The organism is Paraburkholderia sp. Cpub6 (assembly GCF_014201065.1).
GTDB lineage: Bacteria > Pseudomonadota > Gammaproteobacteria > Burkholderiales > Burkholderiaceae > Paraburkholderia > Paraburkholderia tuberum.
In genome coordinates this window covers 20,537-39,491 of record NZ_JACHDM010000033.1, presented here as the reverse complement: position 1 = coordinate 39,491, position 18,955 = coordinate 20,537, and the positions used below count along the sequence as shown (strand labels likewise).

Here is an 18,955-nt window from a genome sequence, read left to right as displayed (position 1 = left end):
CGTCACTCCTCGCAATCCTTTCTACTGACTTCTTCGAAGTAATCTATTGATCGCAACACATTTTGGAATTTTTGATGTTTCCATATCTCCAGGACAAGCCAGCCACTTATAGAATTCCATTTCCTGCGACGCGATCTTCAACCGGCATTCCGCAACCTGAAAACCAGTATCAGGAGCATAGCGATCACTCCATTCGTTAAACGAATAAGCAATTAAAATACAGTCCGATGATATTTTTTCACTCCATACTTCAAAATTCTTATCTAAAGCAATTTGTTTATCTCCCGTCGTGATCTTCCTGATGCCTTGATACAGCTTCTCTGCGTCAGCGAGAATTTTTTCTGTGTCGGCGTTAGTGCAGGCAAGAAAATCGTTTCGCGTTTGTGCCTTTTCTTCACATGACGTATCCGCAAACACGGAAATAGATGCCGATACAATTAATACGGCCACGATGGCTTTAATGGCTGTGGTCATAATTTCCGTCTTTAAAAAGACTACCTTCTGAGCGACGTCGCTTGATCAGTCCACGCGGACGCACACCACCGGCCATCGTGTACTCTAAAAATTTAGCCGGCACGCGGTCATAATGACCCGAGTTAACAAGATTCAGCAAGCCAGCATTACCACTTGGAAGATTATATACAAAGCAAACGAGTGCGTCGTACTCGAACTGATATACTGGCACGTGAATTTTTTTATTTACAATGCGCTCCGGATATTCAAGATCAAGCAGCAATAATTCTCGCGCCTGGGCAATTGTTATGCCATTACGAAACGGCGCTTCAGACGCCGCACCGGATATTGGCCCCATATGAACCAGATGCCCATATCCAACAGTTGCATTACCTCCTTTACCAGCCCCGTCATTGTCATATATATGCGGCATGAAAGCTTCCCAGCCCGCAATGAAAGTTATCCCTTGTTGCGATATCTTCCAGGGTTTGCCTAGTCGTCTGGATTGGACCACCAGATTCGAATTCGGATTTGTATTCGTTACCGCTGTTCCAAGTGCGTCAGGCATTACGCCTCCTCTCTGTGACCAAGATAAATATGTATGGATTGAGCGCCGTTTGTTTTGTAGCGTTTAGTGCGCCCCAGACTATCCGTTACGCCGTGGACGAGCGAACCGGACGGCAGACGAACCGTGTAATACGTGTCGGGCATAACGCGGCCGTCACCATCTTTGAGTGTGTATTGTTCGTCGTGAGTGCGATCCTTCGACGTTAGCGCTGGCGCTGCCTTCCGCCCGCGACAGTCGCACGCCCATGCGTAACCCAGGGCTTCGGCCATGTCGTAACCGTTTGAATACGATTTCAGCCTATCGAACGGAAACCATTCGCCGGTTTCGGCGTTCAGCGCCATGGCGGACGGCATTGGCGGGAAGTTTGAGTAGATTGAATAGGTGATACGGCAAAGCTGGCACTCTTCCTTGCCGCCGGTTTCATCCTGTTTCTGCTGTCCCATTTGACCTTTGCTGATTTTCCAGAACACACGCAGAGAATTAACCATCTAACACACGACACGGTCAACAACTTTAATTTGAGATAAAACCATTTTGACAAATATTTTCGATTATGATGATTCCGGGCATCTCATTCAGTGCATTTTTCCTATATTACGGCCCAACAAAAATGGCGGCATTGTGCCCTAATGCCGTTCAGTTAAGCGACTGAACGGCATTTTTGTTTCCTGCGCAAAGTAGTTGTAAACGGGGCGTGGCGATGTTAACTTGCATCGCCATGCTGGTTGAGGATCTGCGCCTTCTTGTCAAATCACAGCCGCCCTTCGAATGGGGACGGCTGGGCCAGCATCTGCCGTACGAATGGATCGAGTCTGCAGTGCAGGCCAGTAGCAGTGCCAGCGTGCGTCGGCGTCGACTTCCCGCGCAACAGGTCAGATGGCTGGTGATCGCGCTCGCGCTGTACCGACACCAGTCAATCAGCGAGGTCGTCGATGAACTGGACCTTGCGTTACCTGTGGCCGATGCGTCGTTTGTCAGCAGGAGTGCCATCACCCAGGCGCGGTAGCGCGTCGGCGAGGCGCCACTGGCGCGGCTGTTTCACGAATCAGCCAGAAACTGGGTCGCGCAGGATCAGCACGGATACCTCTTCAAGGGATTCTCGCTGTTCACGATGGATGGCACCACGCTGCGCCCCGCCGACAGTGCCGCCAACCGCAGACATTTCGGCGCCTCTGCCGCTGCTCATGGCCGCAGTGGTAGCTACCCTCAACTGCGCGCGGTTACGCTCACCGCGCTTGCCACGCATCTGGTGCCGGGCTATCGCCGCCTGCGTCTCGACACGCTGCCGACGATGCAAGCGGCGCTCGGCCTCTACGCATCGCTGGGATTCGAGCCCATCGACGCCTACGTGTTCAATCCGATCCCCGCCGCGATTTTTCTGGAAGGCGATCCGACGCGGCCGCGTTCAATGTAATGGCGGTGCAGGCCTGACGCGGCCTGCAGGTATGCACTCGCTCATTGCCCCGTTCTGCTGGCTCAAGCCACGCACGACCACCTCGGACGATTTGCCGTCACGCCGCGCGAGTTCGGCCAGATCGAGCAACGCGGCGTAGCGCGCGGAACAGTCGCTCGCCGCGCCGGCGTCGGGGTTCGCGCGAAGGTCGTCGTTGGCGTCGTTGGCGTCGATGACTGCGTTGATCGCCAGCAACGTCGCCACGACGATCGTCGCGCGCGCGACCGTTTTGCGGAGCGCGCCCCGCGCAGCCCTTTGCGCTCGCGAGTGACGCTCCGCCTCAGCAGATGGTGGACACGAGCCCGCCATTTCGCACCTCGCGTCGCACCGCGCGGCGCGACGTGAGCGCCACGATTCTACGCAGGTTCTGATTCTCATCGCCGCGCTCATCGTCACGCCCAATGCGCCGGCACCCACACGCGCCCGACCCAATGGCCCGGCACCCAGACCGCAGCCCGCGGCGCGACATACACGGGACGCGCCGCGACGTAGACGGCCGGCGGCGGGGGCGGCGCCACGACCACCACCGGCGGCGGAACATAGGCCGGCGGAGGCGTCACCACGACGGGCTTCGGCGGCACGTACACGACCGGCGGAGGCACGACGACCGGCGGGGGCGGCGCCACGACCACCACCGGCTTCGGCGCAACGACCACGGTCGCACCGGTCGCCGTCGTGGTCCCGCCCGCGACCACCACCCCGCCTGTTACCACCGTACCGCTCGAGGTCACCGTGTGGCCTTGCGTGCCGGTCACGCTCGTCGAAGTCGTCACGACGCCGGGCGCGACCCGCGTCGCGGTGCCTGAGTGATAGACGTTGTTGTTGTCCGGACCCGTCACCGTGCCCGAGCGCGCGCAGGTCGAACCCGCGCAATTCGTCGACGCAGAATGATTGGCCGTATTGCCGTTCGACCCGGTGATCGAGCCCGACGACGAATACTGGCCCGGCGCGGTGCGCGTCACGTCGCCGGACGTCGTCGCCGTTTTGCCGTCGGGACCGGTCAGCGTGCCGCTATGCGAGCAGGAGCCGCCCGCGCAGCTGGTGTCGCCCGAGTGCTGCACCGAGTTGCCGTAGCGGCCCGTCGCGGTACCCGAGTTCGAGAACTGGCCGGGCGACGTGCGCGTGACTGTGCCAGTGTTGCTTGCGAAGCCGCCATAGGGGCCGGCCACGCTGCCCGCATGCGAGCAGCTACCGCCACCGCACGAGCCGTAGTGCGAACCGTTATAGACGCCGCGCGACGTGTACGCGGTGCCGTGACCCGACCACGCGAACGCCGATGCGCTGCCGAGCGCGAGCACGGCGGCGGCCGCGCCGAGCACCACCTTGCGCAGCGCGCCTCGCGCCATGCTGGCGCAGACCCTGTCGGAACCTGCGAATGAACGATTTTTCACGGTATGTCCTTGCTGGATTCGGGCCACTTGCGTCACTGCCGCGTGGCGACGAACGGACTATAGAAGGACACTCCGCGGAAATCATCACAGAACATATGTCGCGCTGTTTCACCGCGACGCGGGCCGGCCAGGCAAGGTTTTGCGGGCATTCGGCGGGAGCCGCGACATATTTCGACATAGTTTGCGAAACAGATGCGGCCGCCGGAATCGACTGCGGCCCCGCCGCTCACTGCCCGACCGGCGTCACCTGCACGGCGGCGGCGGACACGAACGCCGCATGCACGGTCTCGCCGACCTTCACGTCGCTCAAATCGACGTCGGGCGCGGCTTCGAAGGTCTGGGTCTGATACGCGCCGCGCAGCGTCACGAGGCGCTGCTTGCGATCGATCTTCAGCACGGTCGCGAGCACCTCGGTCTGCCGCGCCGACTCGTACCCGCCCGACGCCGGCGCATAGCTCCGCCGGTCGACCCGCTCGCGAATCCCCTTGCCCGCGCTGCTTGCCTTGTCGACCTTGGTAAGCAACGCATTCTTGTACAGCACGTCGACGCGATCGCCGATCTTCATCTGATCGAAACCGGCAACCTGCTGGCTGACGAGCACGATCGCGACGTCGCCATGCGGGCCCTTCAATGTCAGCGAGCGGTTGCCCGCATCGATGGCGACGATCTCCGCCGTCATATGCACCGGCTGCGCCGCGCTGAGCATCGCTTGCGCGGTGCTCGCCATGTCGTCCTGCGCTCGCGCCGGCGGGGCCGCGGCCACCACCGCGATGACCAATGCTGCAGCTATCGTCGCTGTTTTCATCCGCTTTCTCCTCGTGCGAGGTATCAATACAGCTTGACGGTCGGTCATGCGCGTCGAGCGCAATCGCTTCGTGCTACGCAGCATTCGTGCCCGGCGTCATGAACCCCGCGCCTACAGGACAACCACGGCCAACAGTATGCGCGAACGATTTGCCGACGTATGCATCGGCATGGCCGCCGACAGCCATCAGAAACGCCATCTCGGTACCGTGCTATCCTATATACCCATAGGGGGTATATGTATGGCACATCTGAGCATACACAAAGACGGCTTATTGAAACGCGTTCGTCGCATCGCGGGCCAGGTTCAGGCTATCGAGCGTTCACTGGAGTCGGACGCCGATTGCGAAAAAGTCCTGCACCTGGTGGCCGCGACCCGCGGCGCAATGAACGGCCTGCTCGACGAGATCGTCGAGGCGCACGCGCGCGAACATGTCGCGCATCCGGACCTGACAGCCAGCCAGCGCAAGAAGGGAGTTGATGCATTGATCGGCGCAATCCGCCGCTATTCGAAGTAAGTTTGTATGACTGACCATCTGATCCGCAAACACGAGCACTCGTTTCTCGGCAGCTCGCACGACGACAACGCGCGCCGCACCCGCTTCGTCGTCGCGCTCACCGTTGTCATGATGATCGGCGAAATCGCGGCCGGTTACGTGACCGGCTCGATGGCGCTGCTCGCCGACGGCTTCCACATGGCGACGCATGCCGGCGCGCTCGGGATTGCCGCGCTCGCGTATGCGTTCGCGAGACGCAACTCGGCAAACCGCGCGTTCAGTTTCGGAACGGGAAAAGTGGGCGAGCTTGCCGGCTTCGCTTCGGCGCTGATTCTCGCGCTGGTGTCGCTTGGCATCGGCATCGAATCGGCGATCCGGCTCGTTCATCCCACCGGTGTCGCGTTCGGGCAGGCCGCGGTGATTGCGGCGATCGGGCTGGTCGTGAACATCGTCAGCGCGCTGCTGTTGTCGGGCGGCCATGCGCACCATGGGCATCACGATCACGACCATCATCACGACCATGCGCATGGGTCCGACAACAACCTGCGCTCGGCCTATGTGCACGTGCTCGCCGATGCGCTGACTTCGGTGCTGGCGATCGTGGCCATGCTGGCCGGCCGCTATCTCGGGTGGGTCTGGATGGACCCGCTGATGGGCATCGTCGGATCGATCGTCATCGCGCGCTGGGCATGGACGCTGATGCGCGACACGGCCGGCGTGCTGCTCGACAAAACCGACGAGCACGTGGCTGGCGAAATCCGCGAAATCCTGGATTCGCACGGCGATGCAGAGATCGCCGACCTGCACGTCTGGCAGATCGGCCCGGAGGCGCGAGCGGCGATCGTCAGCGTACGCACGCATGGCGGCGTTACGGCCGAGACGATCCGCGCGCGGCTCGCGCCGGTGCATGAGGTCATGCATCTGACCGTCGAAGCGGCGTCATAACGCCTGCGCCCGGCGCAACAAGGCGCGATAAAAACAAAGGGCCAGCGTGTCTCGACGCCGGCCCTCCCGCTTTTTACTATTCAGCTTGCGCGGAGACCCGCCTAGCGCGGGGACCGAAGCTGGCGCTAAACCAGCTCACGCATCACACGCGCTCGATCGCGATCGCGATGCCTTGGCCGACGCCGATACACATCGTGCACAGCGCGAAGCGGCCCTGGGTGCGTTGCAGCTGATACGTCGCGGTCGTCACCAGACGCGCGCCGCTCATGCCGAGCGGGTGGCCGAGCGCAATCGCGCCGCCGTTCGGGTTCACGCGGGGATCGTCGTCGGCGACGCCGAGGGCGCGCAGCACCGCGATACCTTGCGAGGCGAACGCTTCGTTCAGTTCGATCACGTCGAACTGGTCGATCGTCATGCCCAGACGCGCGAGCAGCTTCTGCGTGGCGGGTGCCGGGCCGATGCCCATCACGCGCGGCTCGACGCCGGCGGTGGCCACGCCGAGCACGCGGGCGCGCGGCGTGAGGCCGAAGCGCTTCGCGGTCTCTTCATTGGCAAGCAGCAACGCCGCCGCGCCGTCGTTCACGCCCGATGCGTTACCGGCCGTAACCGTGCCGTCCGGACGCACGACGCCCTTCAGCTTCGCGAGCGTTTCGAGGCTCGTTTCGCGCGGATGCTCGTCCTGCATGACCGTGATCGGATCGCCCTTCTTCTGCGCGATCGTCACGCCGACGATCTCCTGCGCGAGCGTGCCGTCGCGTTGCGCGCGCGCCGCCTTCTGCTGGCTGCGCAGCGCGAATGCGTCCTGGTCGGCGCGGCTGATGTTGTAGTCGGTCGCGACGTTTTCACCGGTTTCCGGCATCGAGTCGACGCCATACAGCTTCTTCATCAGCGGATTCACGAAACGCCAGCCGATCGTCGTGTCGTAGACCTCGTTCTGACGCGAGAACGCGCTGGTCGCCTTGGGCATCACGAACGGCGCGCGGCTCATGCTTTCGACGCCACCGGCAATCATCAGCGCGGCCTCGCCCGACTTGATCGCGCGCGCGGCGATGCCGACCGCATCCATGCCCGAGCCGCACAGACGGTTGACCGTCGAGCCCGGCACGTCCTTCGGCAGACCCGCGAGCAGCAGCGACATGCGCGCGACGTTGCGGTTGTCGTCACCGGCCTGGTTGGCGCAGCCGTAGATGAGGTCGTCGATCGCGGTCCAGTCGACGTTCTTGTTGCGCTCCATCAGCGCCTTGAGGGGCACCGCGCCCAGGTCGTCGGCGCGCACCGACGACAGCGAACCCGCATAGCGGCCAATGGGGGTGCGAATCGCGTCGCACAGGAATGCTTCGGTCATGGGATGTCTCCAGTTGAGATGCTGCGTGCGCTGCGCCTCGGCCGGCCTTGCACCGATGACGCCCGGTTCGATGCGCCGAGGCATCGGCCCGAGGGCCAACGGCCGCGGGCGGGAGGCTGCAAAACGGCGGCGGCGCGGCGCGCCGTCACGTCGGACCAGCTTAGCGCAGGATCGTGAACGATGGGCTTGGGATTGACGACCGATACGGCTGCCGCCCCTTCTTCGCCCCGCCTCATGTTCTATATACGAACACAAGGTCATATATCGAACAAAACAGCCTCGATAATAGGCGGGGGCGCGAAAGCATGTCAAGCACGGCCGCAGCCGTGCCAAGCGACACCAGGGAATACGCGGAGGGGGTGATCTTCAGCGAACTTCGATTCCTTCATCGGCGATGTAGCCGCGAATCACGTCCGCGAAACTGCGCTCGGCCGCGAGCCCGAGCCGTTCGGCGCGCGACGTATCCCACGCGCCGGGCCAACTGCCGACGATCTTCTCGATGCGCTCGTCGGGCTGCCGCACAATGCGGTTCGCGACCGCCTCGCCCGCGACCTCGCGCAGTGCCGCGATCATCTCGTCGACGCTGACCGACAAGCCCGGCAGGTTCAGCACGCGTTGCTTGCCAAGCGCGGCGCCATCGAGTTCGAGGCCGGCGATAAGACTCTCGATCGCCTTGCGCGGCGACAGCAACCACAGCCGCGTCGAACCGGCGACTGGACACACGGCCTCCTCGCCATTGAGCGGCTCGCGGACGATGCCGCTCGCGAACGACGACGCCGCCGCATTCGGCCGCCCCGGCCGCACGCTGATGGTCGGCAGCCGCAGCACGCGGCCGTCGACGAAGCCGCGCCGCGAATAATCGTTGAGCAGCAGCTCCGCGATCGCCTTCTGCGCGCCGTACGACGACTGCGGATTGAGCGCGGTGTCGTCCTGCACGACTGCAGGCAGATCGCCACCGTAGACCGCGACCGAACTGGTGAACACGACGCGCGGTTGGTGCCCGCGCTGCCGGCAGATTTCGAGCAGCAGCCGCGACGCATCGAGATTGATACGCATGCCGAGATCGAAGTCCGCCTCGGCCTGGCCGCTGACGATCGCAGCGAGATGAAAGATCACCGAGGTTTGATCGTCGATCGCGCGTTCGAGCACACTGCGCTCCGCGATATCGCCGACTTCGGTGCGCACGCGCGCATCGCCGTAATCGTGTGCGCGCACGACGTCGAGCAACACGAGCCCGGCAATCGCTTGCGATGCGCCGTGCGCATCTTTCAGTGCGCCGCGCGCGAGCAGCTCGCGCGCGAGACGCTGGCCGAGAAAACCGGCACCGCCGGTGATCAGTACTTTCATGGTTACGTGTGCGTCAGTGGTTGTCGGAAAGAGTCAACGCCCCGCATCGAGATAAGGCTTCAGCCAGCCAAGCCCCGCCGAGGTCCCCGCGCGCGGCCGGTATTCGCAGCCGATGTAGCCGTCGTAGCCGAGCGCATCGATCAGATCGAACAGGTACGGGTAGTTCAGCTCGCCGATGTCGGGCTCGTGCCGCTCGGGCACACCCGCAACCTGGATGTGACCGATGCCGGCCATATCGCGTTTGAGCTTCGTCGCGAGATCGCCCTCGACGATCTGGCAGTGATAGCAATCGAACTGCACCTTCAGGTTCGGCGCGCCGACTTCGGCGCAGATCGCTTGCGCGTCGTCCTGTCGATTGAGGAAATAGCCGGGCATGTCGCGCGTATTGATCGGCTCGATGACGACCGTGATCTGTTCGGCTTGCGCGGCCCGCGCGGCATAGGCGAGGTTGTTCAGGTACACGTCGCGTTGTATTTTGCGCTGGGTTTCGCCCGCTTGATCGCCGGCGATCAACCCCGCCATCACATGCAGCTTGCGATTGCCGAGCACGCGCGCGTACTCGAGTGCCGTGTCGATGCCGCGGCGGCACTCGTCCTCACGGCCCGGCAACGACGCAAGGCCGCGCTCGCCGCCGCTCCAGTCGCCGGGTGGCGCATTGAACAGCGCCTGCGTGAGGCCATGCGCGTCGAGCCGCGCCTTCAGCTCGCCCGGGCGGAACTCGTAGGGAAACAGGAATTCGACCGCGTTGAAGCCGTCGCGCGCGGCGGCGGCGAAGCGATCGAGAAACGCGTGCTCGTTGTACATCATCGACAGATTGGCGGCGAAGCGAGGCATGGCGGCAACTCCTTCAAGACAGTGCGATACGGTGTGCGGCGTTCATCGGCAATGCGCGCTGCTACCAGCGCGCGCCGAACGCGGCACGGAGTTCTTCGATCGCGGCGGCGTCGAGCGGCGCGGGCCGCGGATTCGTCATCAGCCACAGGCGCGCGGTCTCCTCGAGTTCTTCGAGCGCATACGACGCGTGCGCGACCGAGCGCTCCCACACTACCGGCCCCAGACGTTCGAGCAACACCGCGCGCACCCGATCGGCCAGCGCGGCGATCTGGGCGGCCACTCGGGGATCGCCCGGGCGTTCGTAGCGAATCAGCGGTACATGGCCCACTTTCATCACGTAGTACGGTGTGATCGGCGGCAGCACGTCCGCTTCGCTCCACACGCCCGCGAGCGTCAACGCGACCAGATGCGTCGAATGGGTATGGACGATGCCGCGCGCCTCGACGTTGCGCGCATAGATACCGCGATGCAGCGCCAGCGTTTTCGACGGTTTGCCGCCCGACACCGCGTGGCCGTTTGCATCGACCTTCGCGATGTCGGCGGGATCGAGGCGGCCGAGGCACGCGTCGGTCGGGGTGATCAGCCAGCCGTCGTCGAGCCGCGCGCTGATGTTGCCGGCGCTGCCGACCGTATAGCCGCGCTGATACAGGCTCGCGCCGACCGCGCAGATTTCCTCGCGCACGCGCGCTTCGGCGCAGGTGTGAAGTGCCGGTGCGTCGCTCATTGCGCGGCTCCGTCGAGATGGCGCAGGGCCTTGTCGAAGAAGTCCGTGGTGCCGAAATTGCCGGATTTCAGCGCGAGTGCGAGCGGTTCCGCTTCGGTCGTCGCCGTGGCCGGCACGCCCGGATCGATCTGCGCGCCGATGCGCAGCATGCGCACGTCGAGCGCCTGCACGACGGCGCCCGAAGTCTCGCCGCCCGCGACGACGAACTTGCGCACACCCCGTTCGCGCAGACCGCGCGCAATCGCCGCCAACGTCTTCTCGACCAGATGCCCGGCCTCGTTGACGCCGAGTTCGCGCTGCACGGCCTGCACTTCGTCGGGCGATGCGGTCGCATAGACCAGCACCGGTTCCGCGTGCACGAAGCGCTGTTGTGCGAACGCGAGCGCCTCGCCGACGACGTCCTCGCCGCGCGCCGCCGCGAGCGGATCGATGCGGAACGCGGGCCGTGTCGCGCACCAGGCGGCGACCTGCGCGTTGGTCGCCGTCGACGCACTGCCCGCGAGCACCGCCGACAAACCTTCTATACGCGGCAATTGCGCGGCATGGGTTTGCTCGCCGAGCAGACCCGCGCGCCGGAAGTTGGCCGGCAAACCAAGCGCGACGCCGGAGCCGCCGGTGATCAGCGCGAGATCCGCGCAGGCCGCGCCGAGCGTGTGCAGATCGGCGTCGGACACCGAATCGGCAATCGCGATGCGCACGCCGTCGGCGCGCAACGCGGCGAATGCGGCACGCACGGCCGCATCGCCTTGCGCGAGCTGGTCGTAACGCACGAGCCCGACCTTCGATTGCGTTTGCCGCCGCAGCACGCGCACGAGGTTCGCGTCGCGCATCGGCGTCAGCGGATGGTTTTCCATGCCCGACTCGTTCAGCAGCGCATCGCCGACGAACAGATGACCGCGAAAAATCGTGCGGCCGTTCTCGGGAAACGCGGGACACGCGATCGTGAACGACGCGCGCCCAGCGAACTCGGTGGACAGCGCATTCAGCAACGCATCGGTCACCGGGCCGAGGTTGCCCGCATCGGTCGAATCGAAGGTCGAGCAGTACTTGAAGAAGAATTGCCGGCACCCTTGCGCGCGCAGCCAGGCGAGCGCGGCCAGCGATTGCGCGACCGCGTCGGCGGCCGGGATCGTGCGCGACTTCAGCGCGACGACGAGCGCGTCGGCGCCAAGCGCTGCGTTGGAGGTGGGCACGCCGATCGTCTGCACCGTGCGCATGCCACCGCGCACGAGCATGTTGGCGAGATCGGTGGCGCCGGTGAAGTCGTCGGCGATGCAGCCGAGCAGCGCGGGATTCGTTTGAGCCGTCATGACCTCTCCCTCGCCTATTGCTTCGTCGGCAATTCGATGCCTGGGAAAATCTTCACGACCGCCGAGTCGTCGTCGCCACCGTGGCCCGCCGTCGACGCCATCATGAACATCTGATGCGCTGCCGCCGACAGCGGCAGCGGAAACTTCGTGCGACGCGCGGTATCGAGCACGAGGCCGAGGTCCTTGACGAAAATATCGACCGCCGACAGCGGCGTGTAGTCGCCCGCGAGAATATGCGGCACGCGGTTCTCGAACATCCACGAATTGCCCGCGCTATGCGTGATCACGTCGTACAGCGCGTCCGGGTCGACACCTTCGCGCAGGCCGAGCGCCATTGCCTCGGCGGCCACCGCGATATGCACGCCGGCCAGCAGCTGGTTGATGATCTTCACCTTCGAGCCTGCGCCATGCGTGGCGCCAAGCCGATACACGTTGCCGGCGATCGCGGCGAGCACGTCTTCGCACGCGGCATAAGCGGCCGCGGGACCGGACGTCATCATCGTCATCTCGCCCGACGCCGCGCGCGCCGCGCCGCCCGAGACCGGCGCATCGAGCATCTGCAGGCCGGCCGCCTCGACGCGCCTGCCGAGATCGCTCGCGAACTCCGGCGCGACCGTGGCACTCGCGATCACGACGCCGCCCGGCTTCATGGCCGCGAGCGCGCCGTGCTCACCGAACAGCACGGCCTCGGTTTGCGCCGCATTCACGACCAGCGTGATCACGACCTCGCACTGCGCGCCGAGCTCCGCGGGCGTCGCACAGCCGATGCCCCCTTCATCGACGAACGCCTGCAGCGCGTCGCGCCGCAAGTCGCACGCGTGGACCCTGAAGCCCGCGCGCAACAGCGAGCGCGCGACGCCGAGCCCCATGGCCCCCAAACCAATGACACCGACATTTCTCGACATGCATGACCTCTATGGATGGGTGCCGCATTCGTGAGTTCGCGCGCGTCGGAATCACCGCGCGGCTTCAGCGCGTCAGACGATGCCCGCCTCGGCAAGCCGCCGCGCCGCGTTGTACAGATGCGTCTGCGCGGCATTGCGCGCCGCCGTCGGATCGCCGGCGCGAATCGCCGCGGCGATCGCCGCGTGCTCCTCGCGCACCTGCCGCGAGAAGTCCTCGCGCAGCGCCTCGTTGCGGCGCGTGACGACCGTGCCCGCTTCGAGGTACTGATTGAGGAACGTCAGCGTCTTCAGGAAATACGGATTGCCCGTAGCCGCCGCGATCGCGCGATGAAACGCGACGTCTTCGGCGACGCCGTCTTCGCCGTTGCCGACCGCGCGCTCGATGCGCGCGAGCGCGGCGTCGATCGCGGCCATGTCGGCATCGCTGCGGCGCATCGCGGCTTCCGACGCGACCTCCGCCTCGATCGCGCGACGCAGCGCGAGGATCTGCACGACCGAGCCCGGCTCCACGGCTTCCGCGTAGTCGATTCGCAGCGGGCGGATCGCGCCGTGCCCGGCGACAAACACGCCACTGCCCTGGCGCGGCTCGACCACCCCCTCGTTCTTCAGTCGCGACAGCGCCTCGCGAATCACCGTGCGGCTTACGCCGAACTGTTGTGCAAGCACGGCTTCGGTCGGCAGCCTGGCGCCGCGCGCGAAGGTGCCCTTGTCGATCTGCTTCAGCAGTTGCTGCGCGACTGTGTCGCTCAAAGCGCGCGCGGGAATCTTGTCGAACATGGCGGATCGGTTGGACAGGGTGTCGTGAACTAGTCAGGTTATCGGGTCATCATACAAATTTGGAGTGGGAATCGCATCCACGCAAACCCTGGAGTTTTTGCACAAATCGGCGTTATTTGGCGAAATAGAAGGCTTAAGCTATCGTCTCGCCTTTGCGCCGCAACGCAAAACGCGGCGCCGCATCGAAACGAACGCGCGTCGCGCGTCCTTCGCGCGCACTCTTCCGAACCCACGATCAAGGTCCATGAGCAAAGCCCTGCCGCCGTCTTCCGTCGCGCCCGCCAACGCCGAACCGGCCCCGGAGAAACCGGGCGACTCGTACGTGCAGTCGTTCGCGCGCGGCCTCGCGGTCATCCGCGCGTTCGACGCGACGCGGCCTGAACAGACGCTCACCGACGTCGCCGCGGCGACTGGCCTCACGCGCGCCGGTGCGCGCCGGATCCTGCTGACGCTGCAAACACTCGGCTATGTGGAAGCCGAGGGACGCCTGTTTCGTCTGACGCCGAAGATTCTCGACCTCGGCTTCGCGTATCTGACCTCGATGCCGTTCTGGAATCTCGCCGAACCGGTGATGGAAAGCCTGTCGGCGCAGGTGCACGAAAGCTGCTCCGCGGCCGTGCTCGATCGCACCGAGATCGTCTACGTGCTGCGCGTGCCGACTCACAAGATCATGACGATCAACCTCTCGATCGGCAGCCGCCTGCCCGCGTACTGCACGTCGATGGGCCGCGTGCTGCTTGCCTCGCTCGACGACGAGACGCTCGACGCGACGCTGAACTCGACGCCGCTCTACGCGCACACGCCGCGCACCGTCACCGACAAGCAAGAGTTGAAGAAGCTGATCGAGCAGGTGCGTCGCCAGGGGTGGGCGATCGTCGATCAGGAGCTCGAAGGCGGCCTGATTTCGCTGTCCGCGCCGATTCGCAATCGCCAGGGCCGCGTGATCGCCGCGATGAACATCAGCGGCAACGCACAGCGCAATTCGGCCAAACAGATGGTGAAGGCGTTTCTGGAACCGCTGCAGCGAGCCGCGCAGACAGTCTCGGAGATGGTCGCGCGGCGCGGCTAATGAACGCTTCGTGGCTCCGGCCGCGCGGTGATGAGCGGCCGGGCGCTCAAGCCTCGTGCGCGCCGCGGCGTGTGCATCAAGCGCTCACTGCGCGAGATAGCGCTCCACCAACCGTGCCCAGAACGCCGCGCCGATCGGCAGACTGCGGTCGTTGAAGTCGTAGTGCGGGTTGTGCACCATGCAACCGTCCTCGCCGACGCCATTGCCGATGCGCAGGAACGTGCCCGGCCGCTTCTGCAGCATGAATGCGAAGTCCTCGCTGCCCATCAGGATGTCGGTCTGCTCGACCACCTTGTCGTCGCCCACCAGTTCGCGCGCGACCTGCACCGCGAAATCCGTTTCGGCATCCGTATTGATGACGACCGGATAGCCTTCGATGTACTCGACGTGCGCTTTGCCGCCATAGCTCGTGGCCTGCGACTCGGCCAACTCAGTGATGCGCTTCTTCAGCAACGCACGTACCTCGGGGCTGAACGAGCGCACGCTGAGTTCGAGCCGCGCGCTGCTGGAAATCACGTTGTTCGCGGTGCCCGCGTGCATCGAGCCGACCGTCACCACGGCGGGCTGCGACGGATCGACGTTGCGCGCGACGATCGTTTGTAGCGCCATCACGATGCTCGCGGCGACCACGACCGGATCGACGGTCAGATGCGGACGCGCCGCATGGCCGCCGACGCCTTCGATCGTGATGATCGCCTTGTCGCCCGCCGACATGAACGGTCCCTTGCGGAACAGCAACACGCCCGGCTCGGCTCCCGGATGGTTGTGCAGGCCGAACACGGCGTCGCACGGGAAGCGCTCGAACAGGCCGTCGTCGATCATCTTCAGCGCACCGCTGTCGATGCCGCTTTCCTCGGCCGGCTGGAAATACAAATGCACGGTGCCCGAGAAATTGCGCGTCGCCGCGAGACGTTGCGCGGCGCCGAGCAGGATCGTGGTGTGACCGTCGTGGCCGCACGCGTGCATCTTGCCGTGGGTGCCGCTCGCGTACGGCAGGCCGGTCTGTTCGATGATCGGCAACGCGTCCATGTCTGCGCGAATGCCGATGCTGCGCTTGCCGTCACCCTCTTTCAGCGTGCCGACCACGCCGGTCTTGCCGACCCCACGCGTGACCTGCCAGCCCCACTGTTCGAGTTTTTCGGCGACGAGCGCCGCGGTCTGCACTTCCTCGTACGCGAGTTCCGGATGGTGGTGAATCTGATGGCGAATCTCGCGCAGGCTCGCGGCGGCGGGTTCCAGATCGGACACTTCGGTCAAACGCGGGGTCTCGTTCATAGTTTGTATGGCTCCAGTGAGTAGCCTCGCACTATAGCCACGCCGTTTTGTTCGAATAAGATGCTATTTTTTTCACCCTGATTAACAGGTCTTATATACGGGGTTACCCTTATGAAGCTGCAGCAGTTGCAGGCCTTCGTCGCCGCCGCGCATCACCGCAGTCTGCGCGCCGCGGCGCGTGAGCTTGGCGTCACGCAGCCGGCCGTCACGCATACGATTCGCGAGCTGGAAAGCGCGCTCAACGCCGAGCTGATGGTGCGCAGCGTGCGCGGCATCGAGCTGACCGCGTGCGGGCTCGCGCTGTTGCCGCGCGCCGAGCAGTTGCTCGGCGACATGCGCCGCACGGTCGAGGCCGTCGAGCAGGTGAAGGGCGAACTGGCCGGCAAGGTCAGCGTCGGCACGATGCCTTCGCTGGCGCTGACGGTACTGCCGCATGCGGTGTCGAGCTTTCGCGAGCGGATGCCGCTCGTGAGTCTGCATCTGGAGGAAGTGACGGTGCCCGACGCGCTCGCGCGTCTGCGCAACGGCGCGCTCGATCTCGCGGCGATCCATCACGTTCTGGCATTGGATAACGATCTGGTGCAGGTGCCGCTGTACTCGACGCAGTTCGTCGTCACGATGCGCGCTGGCCATCCGCTCGCGAACGTCACGCGTCTGTCCGAGCTGCTCGACGCCGAGTGGATCGTCACGGTGGGCGCCGACCACTTCCCGCACAGCGTGATGATGGCGATGTTCAGCGCGCACGGCTTGCCGGTACCGAAGCGCTTGCTGCGCGCGCCGTCGTCGTTTGCAGTCACGCTCGGGCTCGTGTCGCAGACCGACGTGATCAGTTGCTTCACGCGGCCGCTTGCGCAAAGGGTCGCGCCGCTAGGCATTCGCGTCGCACAGATCGAAGACGCGCTGCCGAACTACGATCTGAGCATCATCTCGCGACGCGATCTGCTGCCGACGCCGGCCGTGCAGCAGTTCGTCGCATGTTTGCGGCAGGTGACGCGGGAGCGGATGGGAGCCGTGCAGTAAGGCCGCGTGCTTGCGCTACGCGCTCACCTGCTCCTTGAGCACCGTGATCAATGCGTGCCCCGCTTCTTCGAGCGCGCCGGAGTTGTCGATCGTCGTACAGCGCACGCCGGCCGGCAACGCAAACGGCGCGCGCCGCGCGAGCCGCGCCGCGACCTGCTCCGACGATTCGCGCGCCCGCGCGCCGAGCCGCGCTTCGAGAATATGCGGCGCGGCGCTCACGTGCACCACTTCCGCGCGTGGATAGCGCGCGAGCGCATGCTGCAGGTACTGCCGCGAGCCATTGACGACCACCGTGCAGCCGCGCGCGAGCCACGCATCGAGTTCGATGCCGATGCCATAGCGCAGCGAATGGCTCGACCATTCGAGCGCGAACAGGCCAAGCACCGAGCGCGCGGCGAACTCCTCGACGCTTAGTGCAACATGCACCTCGCCATTGCCGCTCGGCCGCGTGATGTAACGATGCGCGAATACGAGCGGCTCGCCGGCGAGCCGCATCCGCGCGAACTGCAGCAGCGAATCCTTGCCCGCGCCCGACGGCCCCATCACATAGATCAAACGCCCAGTCATTGGCTGCTCACCTCGTCTTGCTGCTTGTTCGTGCGATCGCCAGGTTGCGCGCCGTGGCTGAACGGCAGCGGCTGCCATAGCACGAACGGCTCACCCGGCGCCGGCTCGACGAACAGCGCGGCCTGATCGACAGCGAGCGGCCCGAGCGCGGGCGTGCGCTCCCGCCACCATGCGATCAGCGTCGCGCGCTCGTCGGCATCAGCGAGCGAACTGGACAACGTCATATGAAAACGGAACTCGTCGAACACGTACGGATAGCCCCATTGCAACAGCAACGCACGTTGGCGTTCGCTGAGCGGCGCGGCGAGCCGTCGCTCGAGATCGGCCGCCGACGGCCGCGCGCACAGCCTGTCGAGCGACTGCAGCGCGTTCGACGCGAGCTCGCGAATGCGCGTCTCGCCATCTGCATCGGCCGGTCGCAACGCGACGAAGTCGCCCAGCGTGGCCGCTTCTACCGGCAACGTGAACGGCCGCTGCGCGAGCGCCCAGGCTCGCGCGGCCGCGAGCAGGTCGGGCTGCGTGACGCCGGCGCCGAGCCGGAACGGAGCGACCAGCGTGCCATGCCAGCCATAGCGGCGCGGCGCGTCGGTCAACGCGGCGAGCGGGCGCGTCAGGCCTGGCGCCTGCGGCTGCGCGCGACGCTCGCCGCTGTGCGCATCGCGGCCGAGCCATGTCGAGCCGGCCTGCCACCACGCCGATTCAACCGACGGCGCGTAGTACAGCGCAAAGCGCGCTTCGGCACTCCATACGGGGCCGCTCACAGGTCATGCTCCACGAGCAGTTGCACGCGATCGGCCGCGAAATGCGTGAAGCCGTATTTGACCGGCGTGCCCTGCAGATCGACGTCGACGTTCTCGACCCACAGCACCGGCTGCTGACGGTTGATGTTGAGCCGCCGCGCGACTTCCGGCTCGGGCAGCACGCTGCCGATGCGGCTCCACTTGCGCAGATAATCGTCCACGCCGAATTCGGCCAGCGCTTTCGTCGTGCCGCCGAGGCGTTGCACGACCTCCGGCAAATCCGGAAAACGCGCGGCCGGATACCAACTGCGCGCGTACGTGAGCGGCACGCCGTCCGACGCGTTCAGCGATTCGATGCGATAGACCGCCGCGCCCGCGCGCAGACCCAACGCCTTCGCGACACTGGGCTCGGCCTTCACGCGCGCGGCCGACAGCATCGTGCCCGCGGGCGAGTGATGTTGTTGACGCAGGTTCTCGGTGAAACGCGTACGGCGGCCGATCGAATAGTCGATCGCGCCGGGCTGCACGAACGTGCCACGCCCCTGCTCGACGCTGACGAGGCCGAGCGCGGCGAGGCCGAGCATCGCGCGGCGCACCGTGTGACGGTTGACGTCGAAGCGCTTCGCCAGCTCACCCTCGCTCGGCAGCCGCCCTTCTTCGCCGAACCCGCTTGCCGTGATCTCTGCGGCGAGAATCTGTTCGATCTGTCTCCAGACGGCCACGCCCGCGCCGCGTTCGAGCGTCGTGGCCGGCGCCGCGCTGTCGTTCGATGTCATGGTGCTGTCATTCCCTTCGGTTCAAATGATCGCCATGACGTGCATTGTAGTGCGCGAGCCGTGATGAAAATATGAACGTCCGCCGCGCACAACAGTCCAGACAACTATGCTTATAAACGTCTAGACGTTTAGATGAATAGATGCTTCAATGCCCA

The 18,955-nt window shown here is 64.9% G+C and carries 21 protein-coding genes and 1 pseudogene; 5 read left to right on the top strand and 17 right to left on the bottom strand.

Features of this window, described 5'->3' with window-relative positions; all coding sequences use genetic code 11:
• Window positions 1-21 precede the first annotated feature (21 nt).
• From HDG33_RS32780 to HDG33_RS32770, 3 genes are read right to left on the bottom strand one after another with little or no spacing between them, the layout of a single operon-like run.
• A complete protein-coding gene (locus tag HDG33_RS32780) occupies window positions 22-474 on the bottom strand; it encodes a hypothetical protein (protein ID WP_184039350.1) in 453 nt (150 codons plus the stop codon).
• Window positions 458-1,021 carry a lysozyme gene (locus HDG33_RS32775; protein WP_184039347.1) on the bottom strand — a complete coding sequence of 188 codons (564 nt, stop codon included), beginning with the start codon at window positions 1,019-1,021 and terminating at the stop codon, window positions 458-460. The genes HDG33_RS32780 and HDG33_RS32775 overlap by 17 nt, the downstream gene beginning before the upstream one ends.
• Window positions 1,021-1,464, bottom strand: a complete 444-nt coding sequence (locus tag HDG33_RS32770; protein ID WP_184039387.1) for a hypothetical protein — start codon at window positions 1,462-1,464, stop codon at window positions 1,021-1,023. The genes HDG33_RS32775 and HDG33_RS32770 overlap by 1 nt, the downstream gene beginning before the upstream one ends.
• A 275-nt stretch (window positions 1,465-1,739) precedes the next feature.
• On the opposite strand from HDG33_RS32770, the pseudogene HDG33_RS32765 reads away from it, so the two are divergent.
• Window positions 1,740-2,303, top strand: a pseudogene (locus HDG33_RS32765) (transposase domain-containing protein); the annotation flags it as partial.
• Between the two features lie 123 nt (window positions 2,304-2,426).
• Here the strand turns inward: HDG33_RS32765 and HDG33_RS32755 are convergent.
• The 3 genes from HDG33_RS32755 to HDG33_RS32745 all read right to left on the bottom strand — a co-directional run bounded on the left by HDG33_RS32755 (window position 2,427) and on the right by HDG33_RS32745 (window position 4,670).
• Window positions 2,427-2,678 carry a hypothetical protein gene (locus HDG33_RS32755; protein ID WP_260330661.1) on the bottom strand — a complete coding sequence of 84 codons (252 nt, stop codon included), beginning with the start codon at window positions 2,676-2,678 and terminating at the stop codon, window positions 2,427-2,429.
• A 188-nt stretch (window positions 2,679-2,866) separates the two neighbouring features.
• Entirely contained in the window at window positions 2,867-3,820 is a 954-nt protein-coding gene (locus HDG33_RS32750) for a hypothetical protein (RefSeq protein ID WP_184039384.1), read from the bottom strand.
• A 271-nt stretch (window positions 3,821-4,091) separates the two neighbouring features.
• A complete protein-coding gene (locus HDG33_RS32745) occupies window positions 4,092-4,670 on the bottom strand; it encodes a hypothetical protein (protein WP_184039341.1) in 579 nt (192 codons plus the stop codon).
• A 241-nt stretch (window positions 4,671-4,911) separates the two neighbouring features.
• On the opposite strand from HDG33_RS32745, the gene HDG33_RS38155 reads away from it, so the two are divergent.
• Window positions 4,912-5,187 carry a metal/formaldehyde-sensitive transcriptional repressor gene (locus tag HDG33_RS38155; protein ID WP_090809546.1) on the top strand — a complete coding sequence of 92 codons (276 nt, stop codon included), beginning with the start codon at window positions 4,912-4,914 and terminating at the stop codon, window positions 5,185-5,187.
• Between the two features lie 6 nt (window positions 5,188-5,193).
• Window positions 5,194-6,111, top strand: a complete 918-nt coding sequence (gene dmeF / locus HDG33_RS32735) for a CDF family Co(II)/Ni(II) efflux transporter DmeF (RefSeq protein ID WP_184039338.1) — start codon at window positions 5,194-5,196, stop codon at window positions 6,109-6,111.
• A gap of 142 nt (window positions 6,112-6,253) precedes the next feature.
• Here the strand turns inward: dmeF and pcaF are convergent, their stop codons facing one another.
• From pcaF to HDG33_RS32700, 7 genes are all read right to left on the bottom strand, one after another.
• A complete protein-coding gene (gene pcaF / locus HDG33_RS32730; RefSeq protein WP_184039328.1) occupies window positions 6,254-7,456 on the bottom strand; it encodes a 3-oxoadipyl-CoA thiolase in 1,203 nt (400 codons plus the stop codon).
• 366 nt (window positions 7,457-7,822) lie between these two features.
• A complete protein-coding gene (denD, locus tag HDG33_RS32725) occupies window positions 7,823-8,803 on the bottom strand; it encodes a D-erythronate dehydrogenase (protein ID WP_184039325.1) in 981 nt (326 codons plus the stop codon).
• A gap of 33 nt (window positions 8,804-8,836) precedes the next feature.
• Window positions 8,837-9,637 carry a 2-oxo-tetronate isomerase gene (gene otnI / locus HDG33_RS32720; RefSeq protein WP_184039322.1) on the bottom strand — a complete coding sequence of 267 codons (801 nt, stop codon included), beginning with the start codon at window positions 9,635-9,637 and terminating at the stop codon, window positions 8,837-8,839.
• Between the two features lie 61 nt (window positions 9,638-9,698).
• Window positions 9,699-10,361 carry an aldolase gene (locus tag HDG33_RS32715; protein ID WP_184039320.1) on the bottom strand — a complete coding sequence of 221 codons (663 nt, stop codon included), beginning with the start codon at window positions 10,359-10,361 and terminating at the stop codon, window positions 9,699-9,701.
• A complete protein-coding gene (gene otnK, locus HDG33_RS32710; RefSeq protein ID WP_184039317.1) occupies window positions 10,358-11,671 on the bottom strand; it encodes a 3-oxo-tetronate kinase in 1,314 nt (437 codons plus the stop codon). The genes HDG33_RS32715 and otnK overlap by 4 nt, the downstream gene beginning before the upstream one ends.
• A 14-nt stretch (window positions 11,672-11,685) precedes the next feature.
• Window positions 11,686-12,576: an L-threonate dehydrogenase gene (ltnD, locus tag HDG33_RS32705; protein ID WP_184039314.1), complete on the bottom strand. Its 891-nt coding sequence runs from the start codon at window positions 12,574-12,576 to the stop codon at window positions 11,686-11,688.
• Between the two features lie 72 nt (window positions 12,577-12,648).
• Window positions 12,649-13,353, bottom strand: coding sequence for a FadR/GntR family transcriptional regulator (locus HDG33_RS32700; protein WP_184039311.1), 705 nt, complete (start codon window positions 13,351-13,353; stop codon window positions 12,649-12,651).
• Between the two features lie 244 nt (window positions 13,354-13,597).
• Here HDG33_RS32700 and HDG33_RS32695 point away from each other — a divergent pair, with 244 nt between their 5' ends.
• Window positions 13,598-14,422 (top strand): IclR family transcriptional regulator, encoded by an 825-nt coding sequence (locus HDG33_RS32695; RefSeq protein WP_018424811.1) that lies wholly within the window; start codon window positions 13,598-13,600, stop codon window positions 14,420-14,422.
• Window positions 14,423-14,506: 84 nt separating this feature from the next.
• On the opposite strand, the gene HDG33_RS32690 is transcribed toward HDG33_RS32695, so the two are convergent.
• Entirely contained in the window at window positions 14,507-15,697 is a 1,191-nt protein-coding gene (locus HDG33_RS32690; RefSeq protein WP_184039308.1) for a M20 aminoacylase family protein, read from the bottom strand.
• A gap of 111 nt (window positions 15,698-15,808) precedes the next feature.
• Between HDG33_RS32690 and HDG33_RS32685 the strand changes: the two genes are divergently transcribed.
• Entirely contained in the window at window positions 15,809-16,717 is a 909-nt protein-coding gene (locus HDG33_RS32685) for a LysR family transcriptional regulator (RefSeq protein WP_184039306.1), read from the top strand.
• 15 nt (window positions 16,718-16,732) lie between these two features.
• Here HDG33_RS32685 and phnN read toward each other — a convergent pair whose 3' ends face one another.
• Genes phnN through phnF form a run of 3 tightly spaced genes read right to left on the bottom strand, consistent with a single transcriptional unit; the run spans window position 16,733 to window position 18,800 of the window.
• Window positions 16,733-17,284: a phosphonate metabolism protein/1,5-bisphosphokinase (PRPP-forming) PhnN gene (gene phnN / locus HDG33_RS32680; protein WP_090809526.1), complete on the bottom strand. Its 552-nt coding sequence runs from the start codon at window positions 17,282-17,284 to the stop codon at window positions 16,733-16,735.
• Window positions 17,281-18,045 carry a DUF1045 domain-containing protein gene (locus HDG33_RS32675; RefSeq protein ID WP_184039303.1) on the bottom strand — a complete coding sequence of 255 codons (765 nt, stop codon included), beginning with the start codon at window positions 18,043-18,045 and terminating at the stop codon, window positions 17,281-17,283. Before HDG33_RS32675 ends, phnN begins: the two co-directional genes overlap by 4 nt.
• Window positions 18,042-18,800, bottom strand: a complete 759-nt coding sequence (phnF, locus tag HDG33_RS32670) for a phosphonate metabolism transcriptional regulator PhnF (protein ID WP_184039300.1) — start codon at window positions 18,798-18,800, stop codon at window positions 18,042-18,044. The genes HDG33_RS32675 and phnF overlap by 4 nt, the downstream gene beginning before the upstream one ends.
• Window positions 18,801-18,955: the final 155 nt, after the last annotated feature.

Coding starts and splice junctions, on each gene's coding strand:
- HDG33_RS32700 (WP_184039311.1), bottom strand. CDS start 13,353: ATGTTCGACAAGATTCCCGCGCGCGCTTTGAGCGACACAGTCGCGCAG.
- HDG33_RS32745 (WP_184039341.1), bottom strand. CDS start 4,670: ATGAAAACAGCGACGATAGCTGCAGCATTGGTCATCGCGGTGGTGGCC.
- HDG33_RS32770 (WP_184039387.1), bottom strand. CDS start 1,464: ATGGGACAGCAGAAACAGGATGAAACCGGCGGCAAGGAAGAGTGCCAG.
- denD (WP_184039325.1), bottom strand. CDS start 8,803: ATGAAAGTACTGATCACCGGCGGTGCCGGTTTTCTCGGCCAGCGTCTC.
- ltnD (WP_184039314.1), bottom strand. CDS start 12,576: ATGTCGAGAAATGTCGGTGTCATTGGTTTGGGGGCCATGGGGCTCGGC.
- HDG33_RS32750 (WP_184039384.1), bottom strand. CDS start 3,820: ATGGCGCGAGGCGCGCTGCGCAAGGTGGTGCTCGGCGCGGCCGCCGCC.
- HDG33_RS38155 (WP_090809546.1), top strand. CDS start 4,912: ATGGCACATCTGAGCATACACAAAGACGGCTTATTGAAACGCGTTCGT.
- pcaF (WP_184039328.1), bottom strand. CDS start 7,456: ATGACCGAAGCATTCCTGTGCGACGCGATTCGCACCCCCATTGGCCGC.
- HDG33_RS32695 (WP_018424811.1), top strand. CDS start 13,598: ATGAGCAAAGCCCTGCCGCCGTCTTCCGTCGCGCCCGCCAACGCCGAA.
- HDG33_RS32685 (WP_184039306.1), top strand. CDS start 15,809: ATGAAGCTGCAGCAGTTGCAGGCCTTCGTCGCCGCCGCGCATCACCGC.
- HDG33_RS32715 (WP_184039320.1), bottom strand. CDS start 10,361: ATGAGCGACGCACCGGCACTTCACACCTGCGCCGAAGCGCGCGTGCGC.
- HDG33_RS32690 (WP_184039308.1), bottom strand. CDS start 15,697: ATGAACGAGACCCCGCGTTTGACCGAAGTGTCCGATCTGGAACCCGCC.
- HDG33_RS32780 (WP_184039350.1), bottom strand. CDS start 474: ATGACCACAGCCATTAAAGCCATCGTGGCCGTATTAATTGTATCGGCA.
- otnI (WP_184039322.1), bottom strand. CDS start 9,637: ATGCCTCGCTTCGCCGCCAATCTGTCGATGATGTACAACGAGCACGCG.
- dmeF (WP_184039338.1), top strand. CDS start 5,194: ATGACTGACCATCTGATCCGCAAACACGAGCACTCGTTTCTCGGCAGC.
- phnN (WP_090809526.1), bottom strand. CDS start 17,284: ATGACTGGGCGTTTGATCTATGTGATGGGGCCGTCGGGCGCGGGCAAG.
- otnK (WP_184039317.1), bottom strand. CDS start 11,671: ATGACGGCTCAAACGAATCCCGCGCTGCTCGGCTGCATCGCCGACGAC.
- phnF (WP_184039300.1), bottom strand. CDS start 18,800: ATGACATCGAACGACAGCGCGGCGCCGGCCACGACGCTCGAACGCGGC.
- HDG33_RS32775 (WP_184039347.1), bottom strand. CDS start 1,021: ATGCCTGACGCACTTGGAACAGCGGTAACGAATACAAATCCGAATTCG.